Genomic DNA, 20,124 nt, shown 5'->3' with positions numbered 1-20,124 from the left:
TCTATAAATGTTATCTACCAACTCTCCATCTTACCCTAGAAACTCCACTGGACGATCCAGCTCATACAATCTGCGGTAACGTGGTTCTTTTTCCATCAGCTCCGCATGGGTTCCACGCATTTCTACCGAGCCATTTTCCATAAAAATCACTTCATCCATCTGCTCTGCACCAACCAAATGATGCGTTACCCAGATCAGAGATTTACCGTCCATAGCTTCAAACATCGTCTGCAAAAGATCACGTTCCGTGCTTGGGTCCAGCCCTACGGTCGGTTCGTCAAGAATGACGACAGGTGTATTTTGCAGCAAAATACGAGCTAACGCTATCCGCTGACGCTCTCCACCGGAGAAACGTTGCCCCGCTTCACGGACAAAGGTATTGTATCCCTCTGGTAACGAGGAGATCAGCGTATCCATTTTGGCTAATGCGCCAGCTTCTTTAATCGCTTGTTCGGAAGCCTTCGGATCACCCATGCGAATATTGTTCGCTACCGTAGTATCAAATAAGTGTGGGCTTTGATTTAGCACCGCAATAATAGAAGGAATATTATCGCCATAGGCAGCCGCCGCGATTCCATTAATCATAGCCGAACCTGCAGAAGGTTGGATAACCCCTTGAATAGCCTTTAACAACGTCGATTTCCCTGCCCCACTACGGCCGATGATGGCAATTTTTTTGCCTTGTGGGATGTCGAGGCTGAGATCACGAACCGACCAGTTATCCTCTGATCCATAGCGGTAACCCACATTTTCGAGCTGGATATGAGCACTTTTTATGGCCTGAGGTAGAACATCGACTACAGATGCCTGTTCGGAAACTATATTCTGCTCTTCTCCAACCACTCCAGACAACCGCTCCAGCGAGTTACGGTACTGCGGGATTTTCTCCACAGCTTCGGATACTGGCAAAAAAGCATCTGCCACAGGAAAAACAACCAATACAAACGCCGCAATCAACGTACCTGCAATAGCACCATCCGCATACTCCCCGGCGGCCCAATATAACATCGAAAGCACGCCAACTCCAACAACTGCTTGCCCGATGAACGCACGTAGACGCGCCCAGCTGCGCAGCGCTGCATCCGTTTTGGCCACTTTTTTCTCATCTGCTTCATAGGTCTCCACGAACTGGCTTTGCCGTCCACTAATGACCCAATCGCCCATACCGAGAACGGCGTCAGTCAGCTTTTGATAGAGGCGATTACGCTCTACCTTCACTTCACGTTGACGTTTCTGGGTGAACAACAAAGATATAAGTGGCAATACCACGACCAGCACCAAAATATACAAAGCCATTAATAACGCAAAACCGATATCAAAGGTGCCCAACGCAATCACTACAACCCCGTAGATCAATAAAGCAATAACACTTGGAAATACAGTTCTCAGATAAACATTTTGCAAATATTCGATGTCATCAGCTAACATCCCTAGAATATCCCCAGTACGGAAACGCGACGACAGGAACAAGGCCTGTGGCTCCAAAATATTGTACAGGCGCACACGCATTTTAGAAAGAATCCGTAAAATGGTGTCATGCCCAATCAGCCGTTCCACGTAGTGAATGACTGCTCGGCTTGTTCCGAACGTACGTACACCAACAATCGGCACGTAGATCATCAGGATATTTTCGACCGGTGTAGACGCTTTTGAGATCAGAAATCCTGAAGTATACATCAATGAAGAGGCTGTAAAAATCGTCAACGCCCCAAGCACAATAATTAGCACAAAACGCCAAAAATACGACGATACATAGGGAGCAAACCATCCTTCACGTTTCAATGGATTCCCTCCAATTGCGACCCAATCAACTCATAATACGCACCCTTGCGGGCAAGTAACTCCTGATGGGTACCGATTTCTGCCACTTGGCCTTGCTTCATTACTACAATAATGTCCATATCTAGCATCCAGTGTAGGCGATGGGTAGCCAGAAAGACCAGCTTTCCTTCAAAAAGAGGCACCATCGTCTCCTTCAGCTCATATTCCGTTTCAATATCCAGATGCGCCGTTGGCTCATCTAGAAGCATAATTGGACGGCTGCTAAGCAGTGCCCGGGCTAATGCCACCCGTTGCTTCTGGCCACCGCTGAACGAACGGCCGCCGCCACCAATCATCTCATCTAAACCATGCGGAAGAGTATCCACCAGCCCCGATAAACCAGTAGCTTTCACTGCCGCGGAAACAGCTTCCATAGAAGCCTCAGGGTAATAAAAACGTATATTATCCGCTAACGTGCCGCTAAAAATATACGGACGCTGCGGGATATATGAGGTCTGTTTTCGCCAAGCCTCATCCGTTAATGCACTAACCGTTGTACTGTTAACCGTGATACTTCCTGAGGTAGGGTGTAAGAAGCCCCCTAATATATCCACTAAAGTAGATTTACCGGCCCCGCTCTCTCCGATAATCCCAATTTTACTAGCTCCTTTAAATTGCAGGTTCAGCGCTTCCAGCGAAGAAAGCCCTGCTTCCTCATACTTCACGCTAACGTCATTTAATGTGAGCACGCTATTCTCATGCCAAGTGAATATTTGTTCCGATGTTTTTGCTGCAGAACCGACAGATAGATTACCGTTAGGGCCGATTACTTCAGCCTTCACCTCATCTTGATCTATAATGCTCTTCATTGCTTCAGCGGCTTCTTTCCCATCCAAAGTAGCATGGAAATCTGAACCCACCAATCTGACAGGCAGGAAATATTCCGGAGCCAAGATTAGAATCGTTAAGCCCGTAACCAATGTCATCTGTTCATTTACAAGCCGTAAACCGAGGCTTACCGCTACAGATGCTACAGACAGCATAGTGAAGAAATCCAGGGCGAACGATGACAAAAAGGCCACTCGCAGCGTACGCATGGTCGCCGAGCGATAACGATCGCTGACCGTAGCAATGCTGTCGCTATGACTACGACTTCGTCCTAGAAATTTTAATGTTTCTAGCCCACGTAGTGAGTCTACAAAATGATTAGATAATGTGCGATATGATTTCAACTGCCGATCCATTTGCTTACGGGCCGTCATCCCAATCAAAATCATAAAAACAATAATAATCGGCATAGTTACCGTAAGAATAATCCCGCTCGTAGTGTCCATCGTAAAGACGTAAATAAGCACCAAGACCGGTGTAACAGACATCCCTACCATTCTAGGAATGATTGCTTCCAGATACGTGCGGAATTTAGTTACGCCTTCCAGCACTAGTGTAACAAGATCCCCGGTTCCACGCCCGCCCACCATTCTAGGGCCAAGCTGGAAGAGCTTGTCCATCATTTCCCTCCGCATAGTGCTGCCCGTTGCTTCCGCGAAGCGGTAAGAGACACGGCTCATCAGCATAGCACAAGCATGGCGCACAAGAAATGCAAGAAGGAACAATAGCGCAGTGCCCCATTGTTCCTTCAGAGGTTCTCCCGCAAATAGCGCAGAGATGACTTCTGCCAGCGATTTAGCCAGCAGAAGTATGGACAAGCTTTGCACCAGGGTAAGGAAGCCTACAATCAGAAAGACTGGCTTAACTCCTTTATACCCAAGCAAGTTTTTATCCATTAGTATTCAAGATGCTCCTTCTCGTGAACCCGTTTATGAAAGACAAAGTAACTCCAAATTTGATATCCCAATACGAACGGAAGGATGGTCAGTGCCACAATCGTCATTACCTTCAAAGAGTAATGGCCCGAAGCCGCATTAGTGATCGTCAAATTAAAAGCTTGATCAATTGAACTAATCATAACACGCGGGAACAATCCTACAAAGATAGAAGTTACCGAAAGCGCCATTACCGCTCCTGTCATTCCAAAAGCGTAGCCGTCCTTCTTCTTCGTCATGAAGTAACCGGACAGTACAAAGGCGATAACTCCCATGGCTACAATAATCATAAGAACCGTTCCACGTTGCTCGAAAATATCCGTCATATTATAAGTCATAATCACAAAAGCAGTAAATAAAGCTGCGAGTGGTATCAGCAATTTTTGTGCCAACTTGCGAGCGCGAGCCTGTAGATCACCCACTGTACGCAGCGTTGTGAACATGAGACCATGCACCAGGCACAGAAGGACAACAGTAAGCCCTGCTACTACAGTGTACACATTCACGATATCTGTGAACCCTGCATACATTTGCATATCCCCATCAATAGGCAACCCTTTGATAAAGCTTGCAAACACTACAGCCAAGAGGAATGGTGGAAGGAAGCTGCCGATAAAGATACAAGCATCCCAAGTTCTTTTCCAAGCCAATGAATCACGTTTACCTCTGAATTCAAAAGCAACACCACGCGCTATCAGAGCTAATAAGGCAAATACAAAAGGAATATAGAATCCACTAAACAGCGTTGCATACCACTCCGGGAAAGCCGCAAACATTGCACCCGCAGCGGTGATAAGCCATACCTCATTCCCATCCCAGAAGGGTCCGATCGAGTTAATCAGAACACGGCGCTCTGTATCATTTTTAGCGAGAATTTGTGTTTCCATCCCTACGCCGAAATCGAAACCCTCCAGGAAGAAGAACCCTATAAACAGAACTGCAATCAGCACAAACCACAATTCATTAAGAGATATCATGGGAACCCTCCTCGTTATATGGATCATTCGAATCGCCGTGATCGTTATCCATCGCATAAGGACCTTTTTTAATCACTTTAATAAACAATCCGACCAACACTAATCCTAGAATTAAATAAATCGTTGTAAAAGAAATCACGGAGAACAGAACTTGACCACTTGTAATATTAGGCGACACACTGTCTTCCGTTGTCATCAGTCCGAATACCGTCCATGGCTGACGCCCGAATTCGGTCATAACCCAACCGGCTGTATTCGCAATCGGAGGAAGCAACAAGCCCCATAACATGAACCGCATAAACCAAGTGTTCGGACGGTCCATTTTTTTGCGCCACATTAAGTACATAGCGTACATTCCCAATACAATCATTAACGTTCCTGCTAGAACCATGATCCGGAAACTCCAGAATGTCGTACGTACAGGTGGAATATAGTCACCGGGGCCATAGGTTTGCTCATACTCCGCTTGCAGCTCAAGCATACCTTTAACTTCACCGGAAAATTTACTGTATGAAAGGAAACTCAGCATATAAGGAATTTGAAATTCTCCAGTACTGATTTGATTCTCTGGATCAATGTTTGCCCATACGGTCCAAGGTGCCGGGTCACCACTCTTACCCCACAGTCCTTCGGAAGCTGCCATTTTCATTGGTTGAGTTTCAACCAAATATTGCGCTTGGGCGTGACCAGCAACAGCTACACCAATAGAAGAAATAATCCCTACGATAGCTGCAATCTGAAAAGACTTCTTAAAGAAAGAAACCTCTTGTTTCTTCAATATTTTATAAGCACTAATACCTGTTACAAGAAAAGCACCTGTTGCATAAGCAGCCAGTACTGTATGTGGGAATTCAACCAGCAATTGTCCGTTCGTAATAAGCGCGAAGAAATCATTCATTTCTGCACGTCCATTATTTATCTCAAAACCCACAGGATGCTGCATAAAAGAGTTAGCCGCTAGAATCCAGAATGCAGATAACATCGTACCGAATGCTACCAGCCAGATGGACAGTAAATGTACTCGCTTGGAAACCTTATCCCAGCCGAATATCCATATCCCAATAAAAGTAGACTCCAGGAAAAAGGCTGCCAATGCCTCAACTGCAAGTGGAGCCCCGAATACATCACCCACAAAACGTGAATAATCGGACCAGTTCATCCCGAACTGAAATTCCTGCAATATCCCTGTAACTACCCCTACTGCAAAATTGATGAGGAATAGCTTTCCCCAGAACTGCGCCATTTTTTTGTACTCTTCATTACCTTTTCTAACGTACATTGTCTCCATGATTGCAATCAAGAGCGCTAGTCCGATTGATACCGGTACAAAGAAATAGTGGAATATTGTCGTCGACGCAAATTGTATACGCGACAGCATTACTGTATCCATATTTGTCCCTTCCTTCTCCCCTTTTCGTTAATTATATTCTGTCAAAAATTTAAGCTTCTTTTTGTGATAAATGTCACATAAAGATAGTCATTTAACGGTGAAATTCAAATGATTTGTGACAAAGATCACAATTTAGCATAAAGAAAGCAAAAAAAATAAGACGGTTTACCCGTCTTGAGTGGTTCGTCGTTCTATTAAATGCTTGACTCATTTAGGTATTGGTTAGATGGAAATACCCTTCTTCAGCGATTTGAGATCGCCATTCGAATTAAGCAATTGGGGTAGCATCTTCGTGCTGCGAACCATTGGAGAGTCACATAGACGGCAAGAAGGCGCATGTTCAAATGCGAAATTATCCCTCATCCATCCGTTGCATCCCTCATTGGTACATGCCCAAATTGCGGTATTTTCTTCCGGTATTTCTTCCAAAGGTTTCTTCCGGTAGTTCATTGCCGTTCCTCCCATCCTGTAAGTCAATAGTGAGTAACTAGATATAAAAAGACCGTCCCAACTTTCACAAGCTGGGACGGTTTCTTCTATTATTACAGTTTTACAACGTTTTCGGCTTGTGGTCCACGGTTGCCTTGAACAACGTTGAATTCAACGCGTTGGCCTTCGTCCAAAGTTTTGAAGCCGTCGCCAGTGATTGCGCTGAAGTGAACGAATACGTCGCTTCCGCCTTCAACTTCGATAAATCCGAATCCTTTTTCTGCGTTGAACCATTTAACTGTACCTGTTTGCATGTGTGTTACCTCCACAAATTTAAATTAATATGTTCTTTTTATCTTCAAACAAAGAAAAAATTCACACATTGAAAAAGGTTGTATTACCAAATATGACAGCCCTTTTCAATGCGAGAATTAGGGACTAAATGTATGATTGATATCATATTACCACACCTGATTAGCAAAGGCAAGCAAGCATCCGAATATATCCGGTTTTGCCCTAATAAGTATTACCTTCCAATGTAAGGGCTGCCACTTAGTGTTTATTCCCTAAATAGATCCTTTTTCTGGCATAATTATCATGGTTTTAGAAAAATAGCTTTCCCAAAAACGTTACTTTTATCCGCTTTTTCAAGAAGGTACCCCCTCGGAATCGAAGGGGTAGTCCGCTCTACTTGTCGTAACTGCTATATCATTATATACCGACTTCCAGCATATTATTCCTGTGGTTTTTCAAGAAGTTTAACTGTTGCCTGTTTGGCCTCGCCGTTTCGATAGTAAGTAATTTTCAGATCATCACCGATCTTCGTATGATTATATAAGTACTTGCGAAGAGAAAGGGTAGATATGATGGATTGATCATTAAATTTGGTAATGACATCATTGAATTGCAGTCCAGCTTCCTTCGCAGGGCCAACGGCTTCTAGAACAACTACTCCATCCTTAACACTGTTCGGCAGGTTCAATTCATTGCGTTGATCTTCTGCTAGTGGAACGTACGGATTGTTTAAATCAACTGAATATACACCCAAGTACGAACGTGCAATATGCCCTTTTTCAGCCAGCTCATTAGCGATATCTATCACATGATTCGCAGGAATTGCAAAACCCAGACCCTCTACACCCGTGTCTGAAATCTTCATCGTGTTAATTCCAATGACCTTGCCATCGAGATCCACTAACGCGCCGCCACTATTTCCTTCATTAATCGCCGCATCGGTCTGTATCACTTCTTGTTCCCAGTCATATACTCCATCCTGATTAAGGGATACGGGAACCATCCGTTCAGTATAGCTAACAATCCCCGAGGTCAATGTATCACCAAGTCCTAGCGGATTACCGATAGCAATGACCGTTTCACCTAGACGAAGCTTAGAGGAATCACCGAGCTGCGCGATGGTATCGATTCCTTTGGCATCAATAGAGAGTACCGCAATGTCGCTTACTTTATCCGTTCCAACGAGTGTTGCCTTACGGGTCTCTCCGTTCACTGTAACTACCTCGAGATTACCGGAGTCTTCGATGACATGATTATTGGTAATGATAAATGCTTTATTTCCTGTCTTTTTATAGATCACTCCTGAGCCTAGTGCGGACTCATCCAGAATGTTTAATTCTTCATTATCTTCTTTATGATTGATAATACTTACTACTGCAGGGCGAACCGTGGCAGCAGCTTGAATAATCCGGTCAAATGGATCACTACTGCTTGGGGCAACATTTCCAGTTGTTACAACCGGCTTTTGAGCAGTCTCATGACTCATCTGGCCTGTAAACATACTGAATAACAGAACTGCCACCACAGCGCTGACTAAGGAGCAAACGGCGGATATTTGCCAGGTAGATAGCCCTTTACGCGATCTGCGTACAGAATGTCTACGGTTAGCAAACGATCCCTTTGATGCTTCATCCCCTCTGGACCGCGAAACTTTAGTTGAATAGAAATCATCATCAAACAATCCCACCGAAAATCTCCCCCTTCTATTGCCAAGCGTTCACTGTTGTTAAGACCTGAACCTATAGCAACCACGTCCGAACCAAACCTCTGTAACCATTAGACTCCAAATATCACTAAAAAGTTTCACTTTATCCATTAACCCCACAAGAGTTTCGATCAATCGTTAGATTATGATAATCTTTTAATATATCTTCTCTATTAGGAATATTTTGCAACTTAAAAGACTACAATAAAATAGAAGTGTCCCTAAAATTTTAGCTTTGCTCATCACGCTTTTAATTGTATCACAGGCAACCTGCAATTCGGGATTTTCCTCAGCTAAAACACCTGCGAATTTTTTACAGTTTTCAGTTCTAATTACACTATAAATTCACACTATTAAAGGAGGATTAATTATGAGTTCTTTTTCAACAAGTATGGATTTAGTCGAGTTTATCGGTAAGCTTGGTGACTTAAAGGATGAACACTACCACATGACCCTTGCCTTTAGCGCAATGATCGAATTGATGATTGAAAAAGGCCTAATCTCCCGCCAAGAATTAGATCGCAAGACCGCTGAACTTGATCAGCTTATGACTGGCTCAGCTTATCCCATGGCGTAGGTTGATCATAATACGTATCACACAGTCTGAACTCACTATCTTTGAAAAAACAGCCCCGATCCTCCATTGCGCCGCGTACCGACATTTTTGCCAAATCCATCATATTGTGATCCCGGCTTAAATGCGCCAAATAGGTCCGTTTGGTCCGCCCTGTAAGAATTTCGCTAAGCGCAGCTCCAGCTGCCTCATTGGAAAGGTGACCCATGTCGCCTAGGATGCGCCGTTTCGTATTCCACGGATAACGTCCCATTCTCAGCAATTCGATATCATGATTCGCCTCCAGCACCAATACATCTGCATCTGAAATTGCATCTCTTACCTTATCACTAACATAGCCCAGGTCTGTAGCTACACATAACTTCTCTTTTCCATCATAAAAATTGTAACCCACTGGCTCCGCTGCATCATGAGAAATCGCAAAGGATTCTACTCGCATACTGCCGAAATCCTTGTGCTGGCCAGACTCCATGATCATCCGGTTATACTCCGGTATTTTACCAATTCCCTTCTCGATAGCTCCCCAGGTATTGGTGTTCGCATAAATCGGAAGATCGTATTTACGGGCCATGGCCCCGAGTCCCTTGATATGATCGGAATGTTCGTGTGTAACTAGAATCCCGTCTATATCATTACCCGTTAGTTCACGCATGGCCAACAGCTCATCGATCCGCTTGGCACTAAAACCTGCGTCAATCATAAGTGTTGTCTCCCCGTTTCGTACCACCGTTACATTGCCGGTAGAACCACTGGACAGTACTGTAAATGAAATCCCCATTTTCCTTACTCCTTCTACTCTGTTGTCTTAGGACTGATGATGTCCGCACTAATAGCATCCACATAATAGGCATTGCCGTTCTCCAGCATAAACCGCCACATCGGCGAAGCTACCTGACTTTCCGAGTTGAACAGCTCACCGTAATACCCCAGCTCAATCTCCTTCACTACGGAATCTGCCGGAAAATACTTCTCTATCAAGCTACTAAGTGCTTGCGATGCTGGAAGCACCTTCTGTTCTTTATCGCTGCTGCTTGTCCCTATTTCAATCTTCGGCCAGCGGTAAGCTACGATTTTTTGATCACTGTTAATCAACTCTAGCCTAACACGGAACAACGACCACTGATTTTGAACCAGCGGATGAAGAACGAACTTTCCTACCTCACTTTCCTGTGAATCAAAGCGATAATTGGAAATGTCAGGAATCTTATCCTCAAGCGCCTTGCTAAGCTCTGAGAAGGAAGAATAGATCAGCTTGCTGTCTATAGGTACATCTAATTTAATTGGTGGTTCAGTCTGCTCTTCAGCAGAATAACGATAAGTAATGTTAGGAAGCTGCGGGGTAGACGCCGGAATGGGACACAATACACGAATCCCTTTCTGCTCCATTACGGCTTGGGTCTCAGCAGACAGGGAAGTAAAATCAAGATTAGCACTAACCTGATCGCGCAAATCGACCCACAGCTGGTAACATAGCAGCAGATTCAGACCTAAAAAGGCGCAAATCAGTACATTTTTAGCTCTTCCCCAATCCATACCCGAACCTCCTAATTGTTATATGAACCACTTGTCCATTAATTTAAAGTAAGAACACTGCCATCACTAAGTGTAACTTTCCAGACAGGTATCAGCTCCAGATGATCTTCCTTCACCTCAGGCACATAAGCAGGCGTTAAATCCTTCACTGCCGAAGTTTTACTGACCAGAGACAACCTATACTCCAGATCCGCACCTCCAGATAGCTCCACTACCTTTTTTACGGCCTTACTTTCATCTATATAAATTAGAGAACGTTCATAAGAGGATACTGTTCCCTGCTGCAGTTCCAGATTTATTACACCATACTGTAATGATGAATTGCTCATTATCGGATAGGAGCCGTACGGATAGGAGCCATAATATTGTTGAAAAGAGACCTTTCTCTCCTGTCTGCCTTCCTCTGTAGCCTCCAAACGGTAAGTCCCATTCCATCCGCCATGCTGGTTCACAAATTCTACAGCTTCCAAAGCATCCTTGGCAGGGGTACTTTCTCCAGCTGGAAGCGCCGCAGGGTCACTATAGCTCATCCAGTTCTTACCCTGGTCCACCTGAAGGCTCCGTTTGCTATCCGTATAAATCTCCGAGCCGTTCTTCTCCCGAATATATCTAGTGCTTCCAACATCGAAGAAAAGATTACTCTGCATTTGCTCTATGGTGTACATCCCGGAAGGCATGTCTACCTGAACCAGAGAAATCTTACTGTCTGGCACATAATAATCCCCGCTTACGGTCTTGTAAGGCGTCCAATTCTTACCGAAATCAACATGCTGCTGCACATCCTGAACCGTTAAATCCGCTTTTGCCGCTTCGTATATGATGTCGCCTCTCGTACTGAAGAAAATAGCATGGGCCTTGGAATCATTCTTAATGTTATAGATCCAAATGCGATCAATGCTTTCTCCTTCAAAAAGGGAATCTGGCGATAACTGCATCACCCGCTGCAATAACGTTACCGGAATGCCCGCTCCGAATGAAAGCTCAATCCCAGGATTCTCATTGCGGATCTTATCCCAATCATAATCCTGTACCGAGTGCCGTTGGAAGCTTTCGAAGCCACGACCTTTTAAGCGATTCATGATCAAGCTATAGAACGTAGAGTCCGGATAAAAAAGCGTATGTTTGCCTTCTCCCATATGGATGATCATTTTGTCAGGGTATAACAGGTTCTCTACCTTCTCTTCCGGACCCATATTATCTGTCTTCACATACAGGTTCTCAGAAAGCACTGCTGAATCAGCACCAGGCAAACGGTAGATCAAATAATAGCTTTCAACCAGGCTTCCGAGCACGAGCAAGGCTAGAATGCATGATTTGATTCGTTCCTTCATGCCTCACTCCCCCTTTGCTCGTTCAAAGGCAGGGTAAAGGTTACCTTTGAACCTTCATTTAGCTCGGATTGCAGGGAAATGGAGCCTCCATGTGCCTTCACAATTTCCCGGGCAATGGAAAGGCCAAGTCCGGTGCCTCCCATGTTCCGCGAACGTGCCTTATCCACGCGATAAAATCGTTCGAAGATCCGCTCGATATCCTTTTTCGGAATCCCTATCCCCGAATCACGCACAGAAATGGAGAGCATTCCATCCTCATTCTTCAACGCTTCCAGTTCAATCGTACCGCCTTCTGGCGTATATTTTAGCGCATTGGAGACCAAATTCCCCAAGACCTGATCGATTTGATCGCGATCAAGCCACGCCGTGGTAACATCTTTGCGGACCCTTGTACTTATATCTATACGCTTCTGCCGAATTTGAAAAGAAAAACGATCCGCCACATCCTCCAGCATCTCGGTAATATCCGTCTGCTGAATTCGAAGAAGAGCTTCCTTGGAATCCAGACGGGAAAGATGCAGCAAATCCGTGACCAGACGAATCATCCGTTCTGTTTCGTTGCGAATAACCCCAACAAATCGAACCGCCAGCTGCGGATCTTCAAGTGCTCCATCATCCAGTGCTTCAACATAGCTTTTAATAGTGGTAAGTGGTGTTCTTAGCTCATGCGAAACGTTCGCCACGAACTCACGGCGTGATTCCTCCAGATTCTCCTGTTCGGTGACATCCTGCAGCACAGCAATTGTGCCGGCAATGCCACCCTCACGACGATGAATCGGAGTAAACGTCACTCTTACGATATTAGAATCTTCTCCACCCATATGAGTCAGATGAAGCATTGCAGATTGGGCATTGCCTTTAGCCAGAGATCCGCTTTGTTCGTAATCTAAGCCCAACAATTTATCTAGAGGGGCACCTTCCGGCAACGGTCCTTCATTTCCGAGCATCAGCGCTGCCCGCCGATTCATCAGAATCACTACTCCGTTCTCATCTGTAGCCACGACACCATCACTCATGTTCGTCAGAATAGAGGTAAGCTTCTCCTTCTCCTCTTCATTCTGCGAGAGTGCCTCACGCAATCTACCGGTCATATAATTGAACGCCTGACTGAGTTGTCCAATTTCATCATTGCCCAATACGGGCATTTTACGATTGAATCGGCCTTCAGCGACAGCCGTAGCATGCCTCGTCATTTCCTTAATAGGCTGCGTGATGGTGTGCGCCAGAATGACGCATAAAACAACCGTTAACGCTAGAGCTAACAGCAAACCTGAGATAAATACACTATTGATCCGGCCCATCGTGGCGTATAGATCCTTCATGTCAGCAGCAATATAGATTGCGCCCACTACCTTGTCACCCGAGAGCACAGGCTTGGCCACAACCTTTTTACGCACATTATCATCGGCAATAATATATTCCTCGTTATCACTGATGCCCTGCAAGGCCCGATTCACAACTGTCTGGGTGTTACGCTGCCCGACATAGTCATTCTGCGAGGGAACGGAAGTGGTGATGATTTTGCCGCTGGCATCCAGTACCTGAATCTCAGCCCCGTTAATGTACAGATTATTGACCATTCCGCGCAGACTTTCCACAGCGGTTTCCTCATCTGCGGTTCCAGCCTCACTACCAAATTTATCAGCAGTCAGGATAGACAACATCTCAGCACGTGCTTTAAGGTCCTTGGTGAAATTATCTGTTAACGAGTTCTTCATCGAGCTGACAAAATAAACCCCGATCAACTGCATAGCTATCAGAATTAGCAATACGTAAATAATAATAAGTTTTGCCTGAATTGTCCGGATAAAGGACCGCCACTTCATCACAGTCCTCCATTTTTAGGGCTATGCATCAAATAGCCGAGTCCACGCCGAGTATAAATATATTCGGGCTTGCTGGGGTTCTCCTCAATTTTCTCTCTTAGACGACGGATCGTCACGTCAACGGTCCGCACATCACCGAAATACTCAAATCCCCACACTGCCTGCAGCAAATGCTCCCGAGTCATCACCTTACCGGCATGTTTGATCATATAGTAGAGCAGCTCATATTCACGATGGGTCAAGTCAAGCGGCTCCCCGCCCTTATAGACCAAATACATATCTGTATCTATAAACAGATCAAAATGATAAATGCCCTGCTTATTCTCTGCTGGTTCACTCGCCATCCCCTGTGGTGACGGTTTATGCTGTCTCCGCATCTGGGCTTTAACTCTGGCCAGCAATTCACGTGTACTAAAAGGTTTGGTCACATAGTCATCAGCACCAAGCTCCAGGCCAAGTACCTTATCAATCTCTCCGTCCTTGGCTGTAAGCATAATGATAGGAATGTCCAAGTGCGCAGAACGCACCTCGCGGCAGACGTCCATACCATCTTTGCCGGGCAGCATAAGATCAAGCAGCATAAGATCGGGCCTTTTGGACAATGCCAGCTCCACTGCACTGTTGCCATCAAAAGCACAAATAACCTCGTAGCCTTCTTTTTCTAAATTAAATTTCAATATATCAGCAATAGGCTGTTCATCATCTACTACCAGAATCGTTCCCATCTGCATGTCCCAGCTTCACCTTCCTATCCTTACTTAATGATCATTCCTTTATTTTAACATACCTGTCTAACCGTCACATCCTACGAAATAAGCAATCCCCCTGCCCAGCAAAAAGAAACGGCTTTGCCGTCACTCGTAGATTAAAAAAAATAAAAACCGCCCGATTGAAATCGAGCAGTTAAAGGACAAAGTATGAATTATTGCAAATACTTCATTGGATTTACAGCAGTGCCATTCTTCCGAATCTCAAAATGCAGATGTGTACCCGTCGAACGTCCGGTGCTGCCCATTACGCCAATCTTGCCACCCTGCTCCAAGCGTTGGCCTGTAGAAACCGAGATGCTTTTTAAATGACCATAATAGGTCTGGTATCCGTTGCGATGATCTACAATAACTACATTCCCGTATCCACTCTGCACACCTGCAAAGATCACGGTCCCGGCATCAGAAGCTTTTATATTCCGATTGCTAGATACCATATCAATACCCTTATGGGCACGGCTCCAACGCTCGCCGAAGCTACTTGTCAGTGTCGCCCCGCTTACCGGCCAACTGAACATGCCTGTTCCTTCACCAACAACCTTCGTTCCCCGATAAACAACTTCTGGCAGCGAGGCTTGTATAACGGTCTGGCCTAACCATTCTTCTTGGACGACCGTACCATTTTCCTTCGTTACCCGATACTCCATTTCTTTAAGTCCAGTTTGCCCTGGACGAACGACTTTGCTTTTGCCTGCCGCTAGCTGATCGCTCGAACGCACAACCACTTCCGGCTCAGTCACTATTTGCTCAGTCACTTTTTCCACAGTTACTACTGTAACATCTGGTTGGGGTACCTTCAGCTTCAGTGTATCTCCAATCTTCAACGTCAGCTCTTTCACGTTAGGATTGTTACTATAAATCTCTTTTTGGGTGATTTCAAACCGTTTGGCAATCCCCGAAATCGTATCACCCTCTTGAACGGTATAAAGAAGGGGCGCCTCTTTACCTTCGGTAAGTGTCTGGACCGCTGCCTCCACATCCAACACTTTATTAGGATCTGCTTTGATAGGAACGATAGAAATATCTTCACTAATCTCTACCGACTCTACTTGCTCCGGAGTCTTCGCTTTTGCAGCAGATGAGCTGGAAGCAGCCGTTCTTGTTAGCTTACTAGCCGTCGTTGCTACTTCTGCTTGTGGGACATAATGATTTTTTACCCCTTCAAGCACTGCATTAGCAGTTTCCTGATCCTTAACTATGCCAACAGCCTTGCCATCTACCATCAATTGTACGCCTACCGCATAAGCCTTCAGCATTCCATCTAGTTTAGTAAGTGTCGCCTCACTATCAACTTCTGGCTTGTATGCCTTCTGCTCTTCTATTGTAATGCCCTCTGTTTGCAGCACCATGGTTGAATTCGGATATTTCTCCTGATATTCTCGTTGTTTCTTATCGTATAGCTGGTTAAGCTGCGTCTGATCGGTAAGTCTTCCGACTTCTTCACCCTTCACCAACACTTGATAATAGGTAACCGTGTTAGCAGCTACATACCTTTTCTCTGCTCCAACCAACACCGTAGCTAGAAGCACAAGGCCGACAGATCCCAAAATCCAAGCGCGCCGAAATCTGCGAGTACCTTTCTCTTGTTGAAAGTGTTTGGAGTCGTGATCGAAATTGTGGCTCTGTTGAACATTCGCCTCGGACTCTGCTGGATGTCCATCTTGCAGCTTGCTCATCCGACGCATGAACTTAAATCCCTTCATGAAACTCTCCCTTTCAGTCCGCTTTTACTTCCGACAAAAGCGGCCAAGCTAATTGTACGACCTCGATTATATAGATTACATCCATGTAAATTTCTGCGTATACTAGTGCTTAATTCCTGCTTCTAATGAACCTATAAAAAGGTTGTTAAGGAGGTTACAAAAAATTAACCTCTTGAGGTCCTTGTTTACTGTACCATAGCTTAGAGAAAAATTTCAACTTTAGACATAACAAAAAACCCGCCAAATACGCGGGTTTTTTGCGCAAATATGAAATTTTAACCTTTTTCATGTGTCTATAAAGTGACAATTACAAATGCTATTGCGTAGATTCTGTAGTTGGTGTAAGCATTTTCATTATGCTCTCATATTCGTCTGCATCAACATATTTTGCAATTACCTGCTGCAGCTCTTTAACCTCATCTTCTGTTAATCCATCCTCCATCGCTGTTGAAATTTTTGCCATCTCATCCTGGGGTAGTTTGGACATCAAAATATTGAATATATTTACCTTCTCTTCCGATGGAAGCTTATCTTTGAAGTCACTGAGTGCCTCAGGTGTCATTACTAATTGTTGGTCACCAACACTTCCACTTCCGTTATCAGCTGAACTTTCGGTTGTAACTTGCCCCATAACTGGTAAGGCATCAGTCGGAGTATTATCATCTACGGGCTCACCCTTGCCTTTAGCTGGCGAATCCGTGCTTTTGTCGGTCTCCTTGCTAACTGTACTCCCTGTGGTTACTTCTTTATTAGCTGTATCCGAGTCAGATTTGTTATCCATGCCAATAATGCTCCGAATCATTCCTCCAAATCCCGGACCGGGAGTATTCACTTTAATATCGAAGCTAGCCAGTACCGACTGAATATAAGCATTTACAACCACGCCCGTTGTTAGAATTGAAAGAGTGCTGGCAAGTACCACAATCAGACATACGCTAAGTGCACGCTTCACGATCTTCATCTTCATTTCTCCTCTCACCTATGTTCAAGTCTATCTGGTAGATCATGTACATGTTCTTCTATACATCCAGTATTGACTAGAACCGGCCTTGGGAAACGTCTAGGCATAAATCTAGGCCCCAAAAGAGAGAGATATAGTCCTCAGAACAAAAAAAAGAGCCTCTAACGAGGCTCCTTAGTATAACTAGGTTTTAGATATAAATTGGCAATACTTGATTCGTCTGCTCACGGTTACGACCCACTGAGAAGATAGCAATCGGAATACCCGTAAGCTCAGATACACGTTCAACATATCTGCGTGTATTGGCTGGAAGATCATCCAACGTTTTTGCAGAAGTAATATCTTCGCTCCAGCCTGGAAGCTCTTCATATACCGCTTCGCATTCTGCCAGCATTTTGAGGCTAGCAGGGTAATGAGTAATTACCTCACCACGGTATTTGTAGCCTGTGCAGATCTTCACAGTCTCAAGTCCGCTAAGTACATCCAGCGAGTTAAGAGATAGCCCTGTGATTCCACTTACACGACGAGCGTGACTCACAACTACACTGTCGAACCAGCCTACACGGCGCGCACGTCCGGTAACTGTGCCATATTCATGACCTGTTTCACGGATATAATCACCTGTTGCATCATTCAGTTCTGTAGGGAACGGGCCATCTCCAACACGAGTGGTATAGGCTTTTGCAACCCCAATAACCTGTTTGATTTTGGACGGTCCCACACCAGAACCTATGCATACCCCACCGGCAGATGGGTTGGATGAAGTAACAAACGGATACGTACCTTGATCGATATCAAGCATTACTCCTTGCGCACCTTCAAACAACACTTTGCGATCCGCATCAATGGCTTCATTAAGAATAACAGAGGTGTCTGTTACATAATTACGCAGCACTTCTGCATATTCCAGATATTGAGTCAGAATCTCTTCTACGTTAAGAGCTTCCGCACCATAGACCTGTGTAATCACTTGGTTCTTCTCTTGCATCAAGGGGCGGAGTCTCAGTTCGAATTCCTCAGCGTCCATCAAGTCAGCAATACGGATACCGTTGCGTGCTGCCTTATCCATATAACAAGGACCGATACCTTTACGTGTAGTACCAATCTTGTTCGGACCCTTACGGTCTTCTTCGAGAGCATCCAGCACCATATGGTATGGCATAATGACATGAGCACGATCACTGATCACTAAGTTCTTAGTGTCAAAACCGTTCTCGTGAATATAATTAATTTCTTGGATCAAGGCAGCCGGATTAATAACCATTCCGTTACCAATTACACAAGTTTTCTCTTTATAAAATACACCCGAAGGGATCAAGCTGAGCTTAAACTTCTCACCGTCAATCAGAATCGTGTGACCGGCATTATTGCCCCCTTGATAACGGGCGACCACATCTGCACTTTCCGCTAGAAAGTCAGTGATTTTCCCTTTACCTTCGTCTCCCCATTGTGTTCCCACGACGACTACCGTTGACATGTTCATTCCTCCGTAGGTGCTACTTAGCACCATTATTTTTCATAATATGGGCCCTATACGTCATTCTTATGTACGTGGCCCTCCGGACGCCAAGCAGATTTAACCCGCTAAAGGACAATTCTCAGTGTAACAGCGGTTTTTTTCAAAGTCAAATAAAACGAACGATTACACAAAGAAATGTGCAATCGTTCGGGAATTATACATGTCAGGTTTAACCAACAAAGGGTTCCGCATGTGCTCGCTCGTAGTTAACGAACTTGTTGAAATTTTTAAGAAAGACCAGTTCTACCGTGCCTACGGGACCATTACGCTGTTTAGCTATAATGATCTCAATAATATTCTTCTTCTCCGTATCTGCATTGTAATAATCATCACGATACAGAAACGCAACAATGTCGGCATCCTGCTCGATAGAACCCGATTCACGCAAGTCACTCATCATTGGACGTTTATCCTGACGCTGCTCTACACCCCGGCTTAACTGCGACAGAGCAATAACCGGAACATCCAGCTCACGAGCAATCTGCTTCAGTGTACGAGATATATCCGATACTTCCTGCTGACGGTTCTCTCCGCCTTTACCGCGGCCCTGAATGAGCTGCAAGTAGTCGATGACGATCATGCCAAGTCCTTTTTCCTTCTTCAGTCTCCGGCACTTTGCACGAATATCGGTTACCGTGATACCTGGTGTATCGTCGATATAAATCTCCGCTTCAGATAGAGACTGAATACCCATCGTCAGCTTGGACCAATCATCATCACTCTTGAAGTCACCGGTACGCATAATATTGGCATCTAAGTTGGCTTCAGCACAAATCATCCGCTGTACCAGCTGTGGCGCTGACATTTCCAGACTGAATATCGCAACAGTTTCTTTAGCGCGTACTGCCACGTTCTGTGCAATATTCAGGGCGAATGCAGTCTTACCAACAGATGGACGAGCCGCAACAATGATCAGATCGTTACGTTGGAATCCGTTAGTCATATGATCTAAATCCACAAATCCGGTTGGGATACCTGAGGTACCCCCCTTATTTTGATGAAGCAACTCAACCTTGTCGAACACTTCCATCAAGACATCGCGGATCGCAATAAATCCACTGCCGCTTCGCCGGTTGGAGATTTCAAGAATACGCCGCTCTGCATCACTCAGCATATCGGCTACATCTTCACCGCCAGTATAACCTTCGCTCACAATCTGCGTGGCTGTGCGAATCAAACGGCGCAGCATGGCTTTCTCTTCGATAATCTGGGCGTAGTATTCTACGTTAGCAGCAGTAGGCACGGCATGCGCCAGCTTAGCTAAGTAGCTAACACCACCAATATCTTCAAGCTCTCCTTTGTCCTGCAGTCTGGACGTAAGTGTAACAAGATCAATCGGCTGGCTCTCTTCTCCGAGCTGCACCATCGCCTCAAAAATCATTTGATGCGCTTTATCGTAGAAGTCTTCAGTATTCACCCGTTCCATTGCAGTAATGAGCGCTTCATCCTGCAACAGAACCGCACCAATTACCGCCTGCTCGGCTTCAAGATTCTGCGGGGGAACCCGATCGAAAAAGAGATCTCCACCCAT

17 protein-coding genes are annotated in these 20,124 nt (G+C 45.0%); 1 reads left to right on the top strand and 16 read right to left on the bottom strand.

All coding sequences use genetic code 11. The features are described 5' to 3' along the window. Positions 1–30: 30 nt before the first annotated feature. The 7 genes from cydC to MHH49_RS10145 all read right to left on the bottom strand — a co-directional run bounded on the left by cydC (position 31) and on the right by MHH49_RS10145 (position 8,361). A complete protein-coding gene (gene cydC, locus MHH49_RS10175) occupies positions 31–1,782 on the bottom strand; it encodes a thiol reductant ABC exporter subunit CydC (protein ID WP_036677835.1) in 1,752 nt (583 codons plus the stop codon). Beyond that, positions 1,779–3,545, bottom strand: coding sequence for a thiol reductant ABC exporter subunit CydD (gene cydD / locus MHH49_RS10170; RefSeq protein ID WP_036677834.1), 1,767 nt, complete (start codon positions 3,543–3,545; stop codon positions 1,779–1,781). Before cydD ends, cydC begins: the two co-directional genes overlap by 4 nt. Next, positions 3,545–4,561: a cytochrome d ubiquinol oxidase subunit II gene (gene cydB, locus MHH49_RS10165; RefSeq protein WP_036677832.1), complete on the bottom strand. Its 1,017-nt coding sequence runs from the start codon at positions 4,559–4,561 to the stop codon at positions 3,545–3,547. The genes cydD and cydB overlap by 1 nt, the downstream gene beginning before the upstream one ends. Then, positions 4,548–5,951 carry a cytochrome ubiquinol oxidase subunit I gene (locus MHH49_RS10160; protein ID WP_036677831.1) on the bottom strand — a complete coding sequence of 468 codons (1,404 nt, stop codon included), beginning with the start codon at positions 5,949–5,951 and terminating at the stop codon, positions 4,548–4,550. The genes cydB and MHH49_RS10160 overlap by 14 nt, the downstream gene beginning before the upstream one ends. A 222-nt stretch (positions 5,952–6,173) precedes the next feature. Next, positions 6,174–6,401, bottom strand: coding sequence for a cold-shock protein (locus MHH49_RS10155; protein WP_036677829.1), 228 nt, complete (start codon positions 6,399–6,401; stop codon positions 6,174–6,176). Positions 6,402–6,493: 92 nt separating this feature from the next. Next, positions 6,494–6,694, bottom strand: a complete 201-nt coding sequence (locus MHH49_RS10150; RefSeq protein WP_019914582.1) for a cold-shock protein — start codon at positions 6,692–6,694, stop codon at positions 6,494–6,496. Between the two features lie 419 nt (positions 6,695–7,113). Then, on the bottom strand, positions 7,114–8,361 hold the full coding sequence (locus MHH49_RS10145; protein ID WP_036677827.1) for a S1C family serine protease: 1,248 nt from the start codon (positions 8,359–8,361) through the stop codon (positions 7,114–7,116). 388 nt (positions 8,362–8,749) lie between these two features. Here MHH49_RS10145 and MHH49_RS10140 point away from each other — a divergent pair, with 388 nt between their 5' ends. Continuing rightward, a complete protein-coding gene (locus MHH49_RS10140; protein WP_036677826.1) occupies positions 8,750–8,956 on the top strand; it encodes a hypothetical protein in 207 nt (68 codons plus the stop codon). Here the strand turns inward: MHH49_RS10140 and MHH49_RS10135 are convergent. The 9 genes from MHH49_RS10135 to dnaB all read right to left on the bottom strand — a co-directional run bounded on the left by MHH49_RS10135 (position 8,925) and on the right by dnaB (position 20,124). Then, positions 8,925–9,731: an MBL fold metallo-hydrolase gene (locus tag MHH49_RS10135; protein ID WP_036677825.1), complete on the bottom strand. Its 807-nt coding sequence runs from the start codon at positions 9,729–9,731 to the stop codon at positions 8,925–8,927. The genes MHH49_RS10140 and MHH49_RS10135 overlap by 32 nt on opposite strands. Positions 9,732–9,745: 14 nt before the next feature. Further along, positions 9,746–10,486 carry a two-component system regulatory protein YycI gene (gene yycI / locus MHH49_RS10130; protein WP_036677823.1) on the bottom strand — a complete coding sequence of 247 codons (741 nt, stop codon included), beginning with the start codon at positions 10,484–10,486 and terminating at the stop codon, positions 9,746–9,748. A gap of 38 nt (positions 10,487–10,524) precedes the next feature. After that, complete coding sequence (locus tag MHH49_RS10125; protein WP_036677820.1) at positions 10,525–11,817, bottom strand: YycH family regulatory protein; 1,293 nt, start codon at positions 11,815–11,817, stop codon at positions 10,525–10,527. Continuing rightward, positions 11,814–13,643: a cell wall metabolism sensor histidine kinase WalK gene (gene walK / locus MHH49_RS10120; protein WP_036677817.1), complete on the bottom strand. Its 1,830-nt coding sequence runs from the start codon at positions 13,641–13,643 to the stop codon at positions 11,814–11,816. The genes MHH49_RS10125 and walK overlap by 4 nt, the downstream gene beginning before the upstream one ends. Further along, positions 13,643–14,374, bottom strand: coding sequence for a response regulator YycF (gene yycF, locus MHH49_RS10115; protein WP_036677815.1), 732 nt, complete (start codon positions 14,372–14,374; stop codon positions 13,643–13,645). Before yycF ends, walK begins: the two co-directional genes overlap by 1 nt. 191 nt (positions 14,375–14,565) lie before the next feature. After that, positions 14,566–16,113: a M23 family metallopeptidase gene (locus tag MHH49_RS10110; RefSeq protein WP_036677813.1), complete on the bottom strand. Its 1,548-nt coding sequence runs from the start codon at positions 16,111–16,113 to the stop codon at positions 14,566–14,568. A gap of 316 nt (positions 16,114–16,429) precedes the next feature. Further along, positions 16,430–17,074, bottom strand: a complete 645-nt coding sequence (locus tag MHH49_RS10105) for a hypothetical protein (protein WP_036677811.1) — start codon at positions 17,072–17,074, stop codon at positions 16,430–16,432. Positions 17,075–17,264: 190 nt separating this feature from the next. Further along, positions 17,265–18,551, bottom strand: coding sequence for an adenylosuccinate synthase (locus tag MHH49_RS10100; RefSeq protein WP_036677809.1), 1,287 nt, complete (start codon positions 18,549–18,551; stop codon positions 17,265–17,267). A 211-nt stretch (positions 18,552–18,762) separates the two neighbouring features. Then, positions 18,763–20,124: a replicative DNA helicase gene (gene dnaB, locus MHH49_RS10095; protein ID WP_339812736.1), complete on the bottom strand. Its 1,362-nt coding sequence runs from the start codon at positions 20,122–20,124 to the stop codon at positions 18,763–18,765.

The organism is Paenibacillus sp. FSL F4-0122, assembly GCF_038002845.1.
Lineage (GTDB): Bacteria > Bacillota > Bacilli > Paenibacillales > Paenibacillaceae > Paenibacillus_AQ > Paenibacillus_AQ odorifer.
The sequence above is the reverse complement of the archived record's forward strand: the minus strand, read 5'-3'. Positions and strand labels throughout refer to the sequence as shown.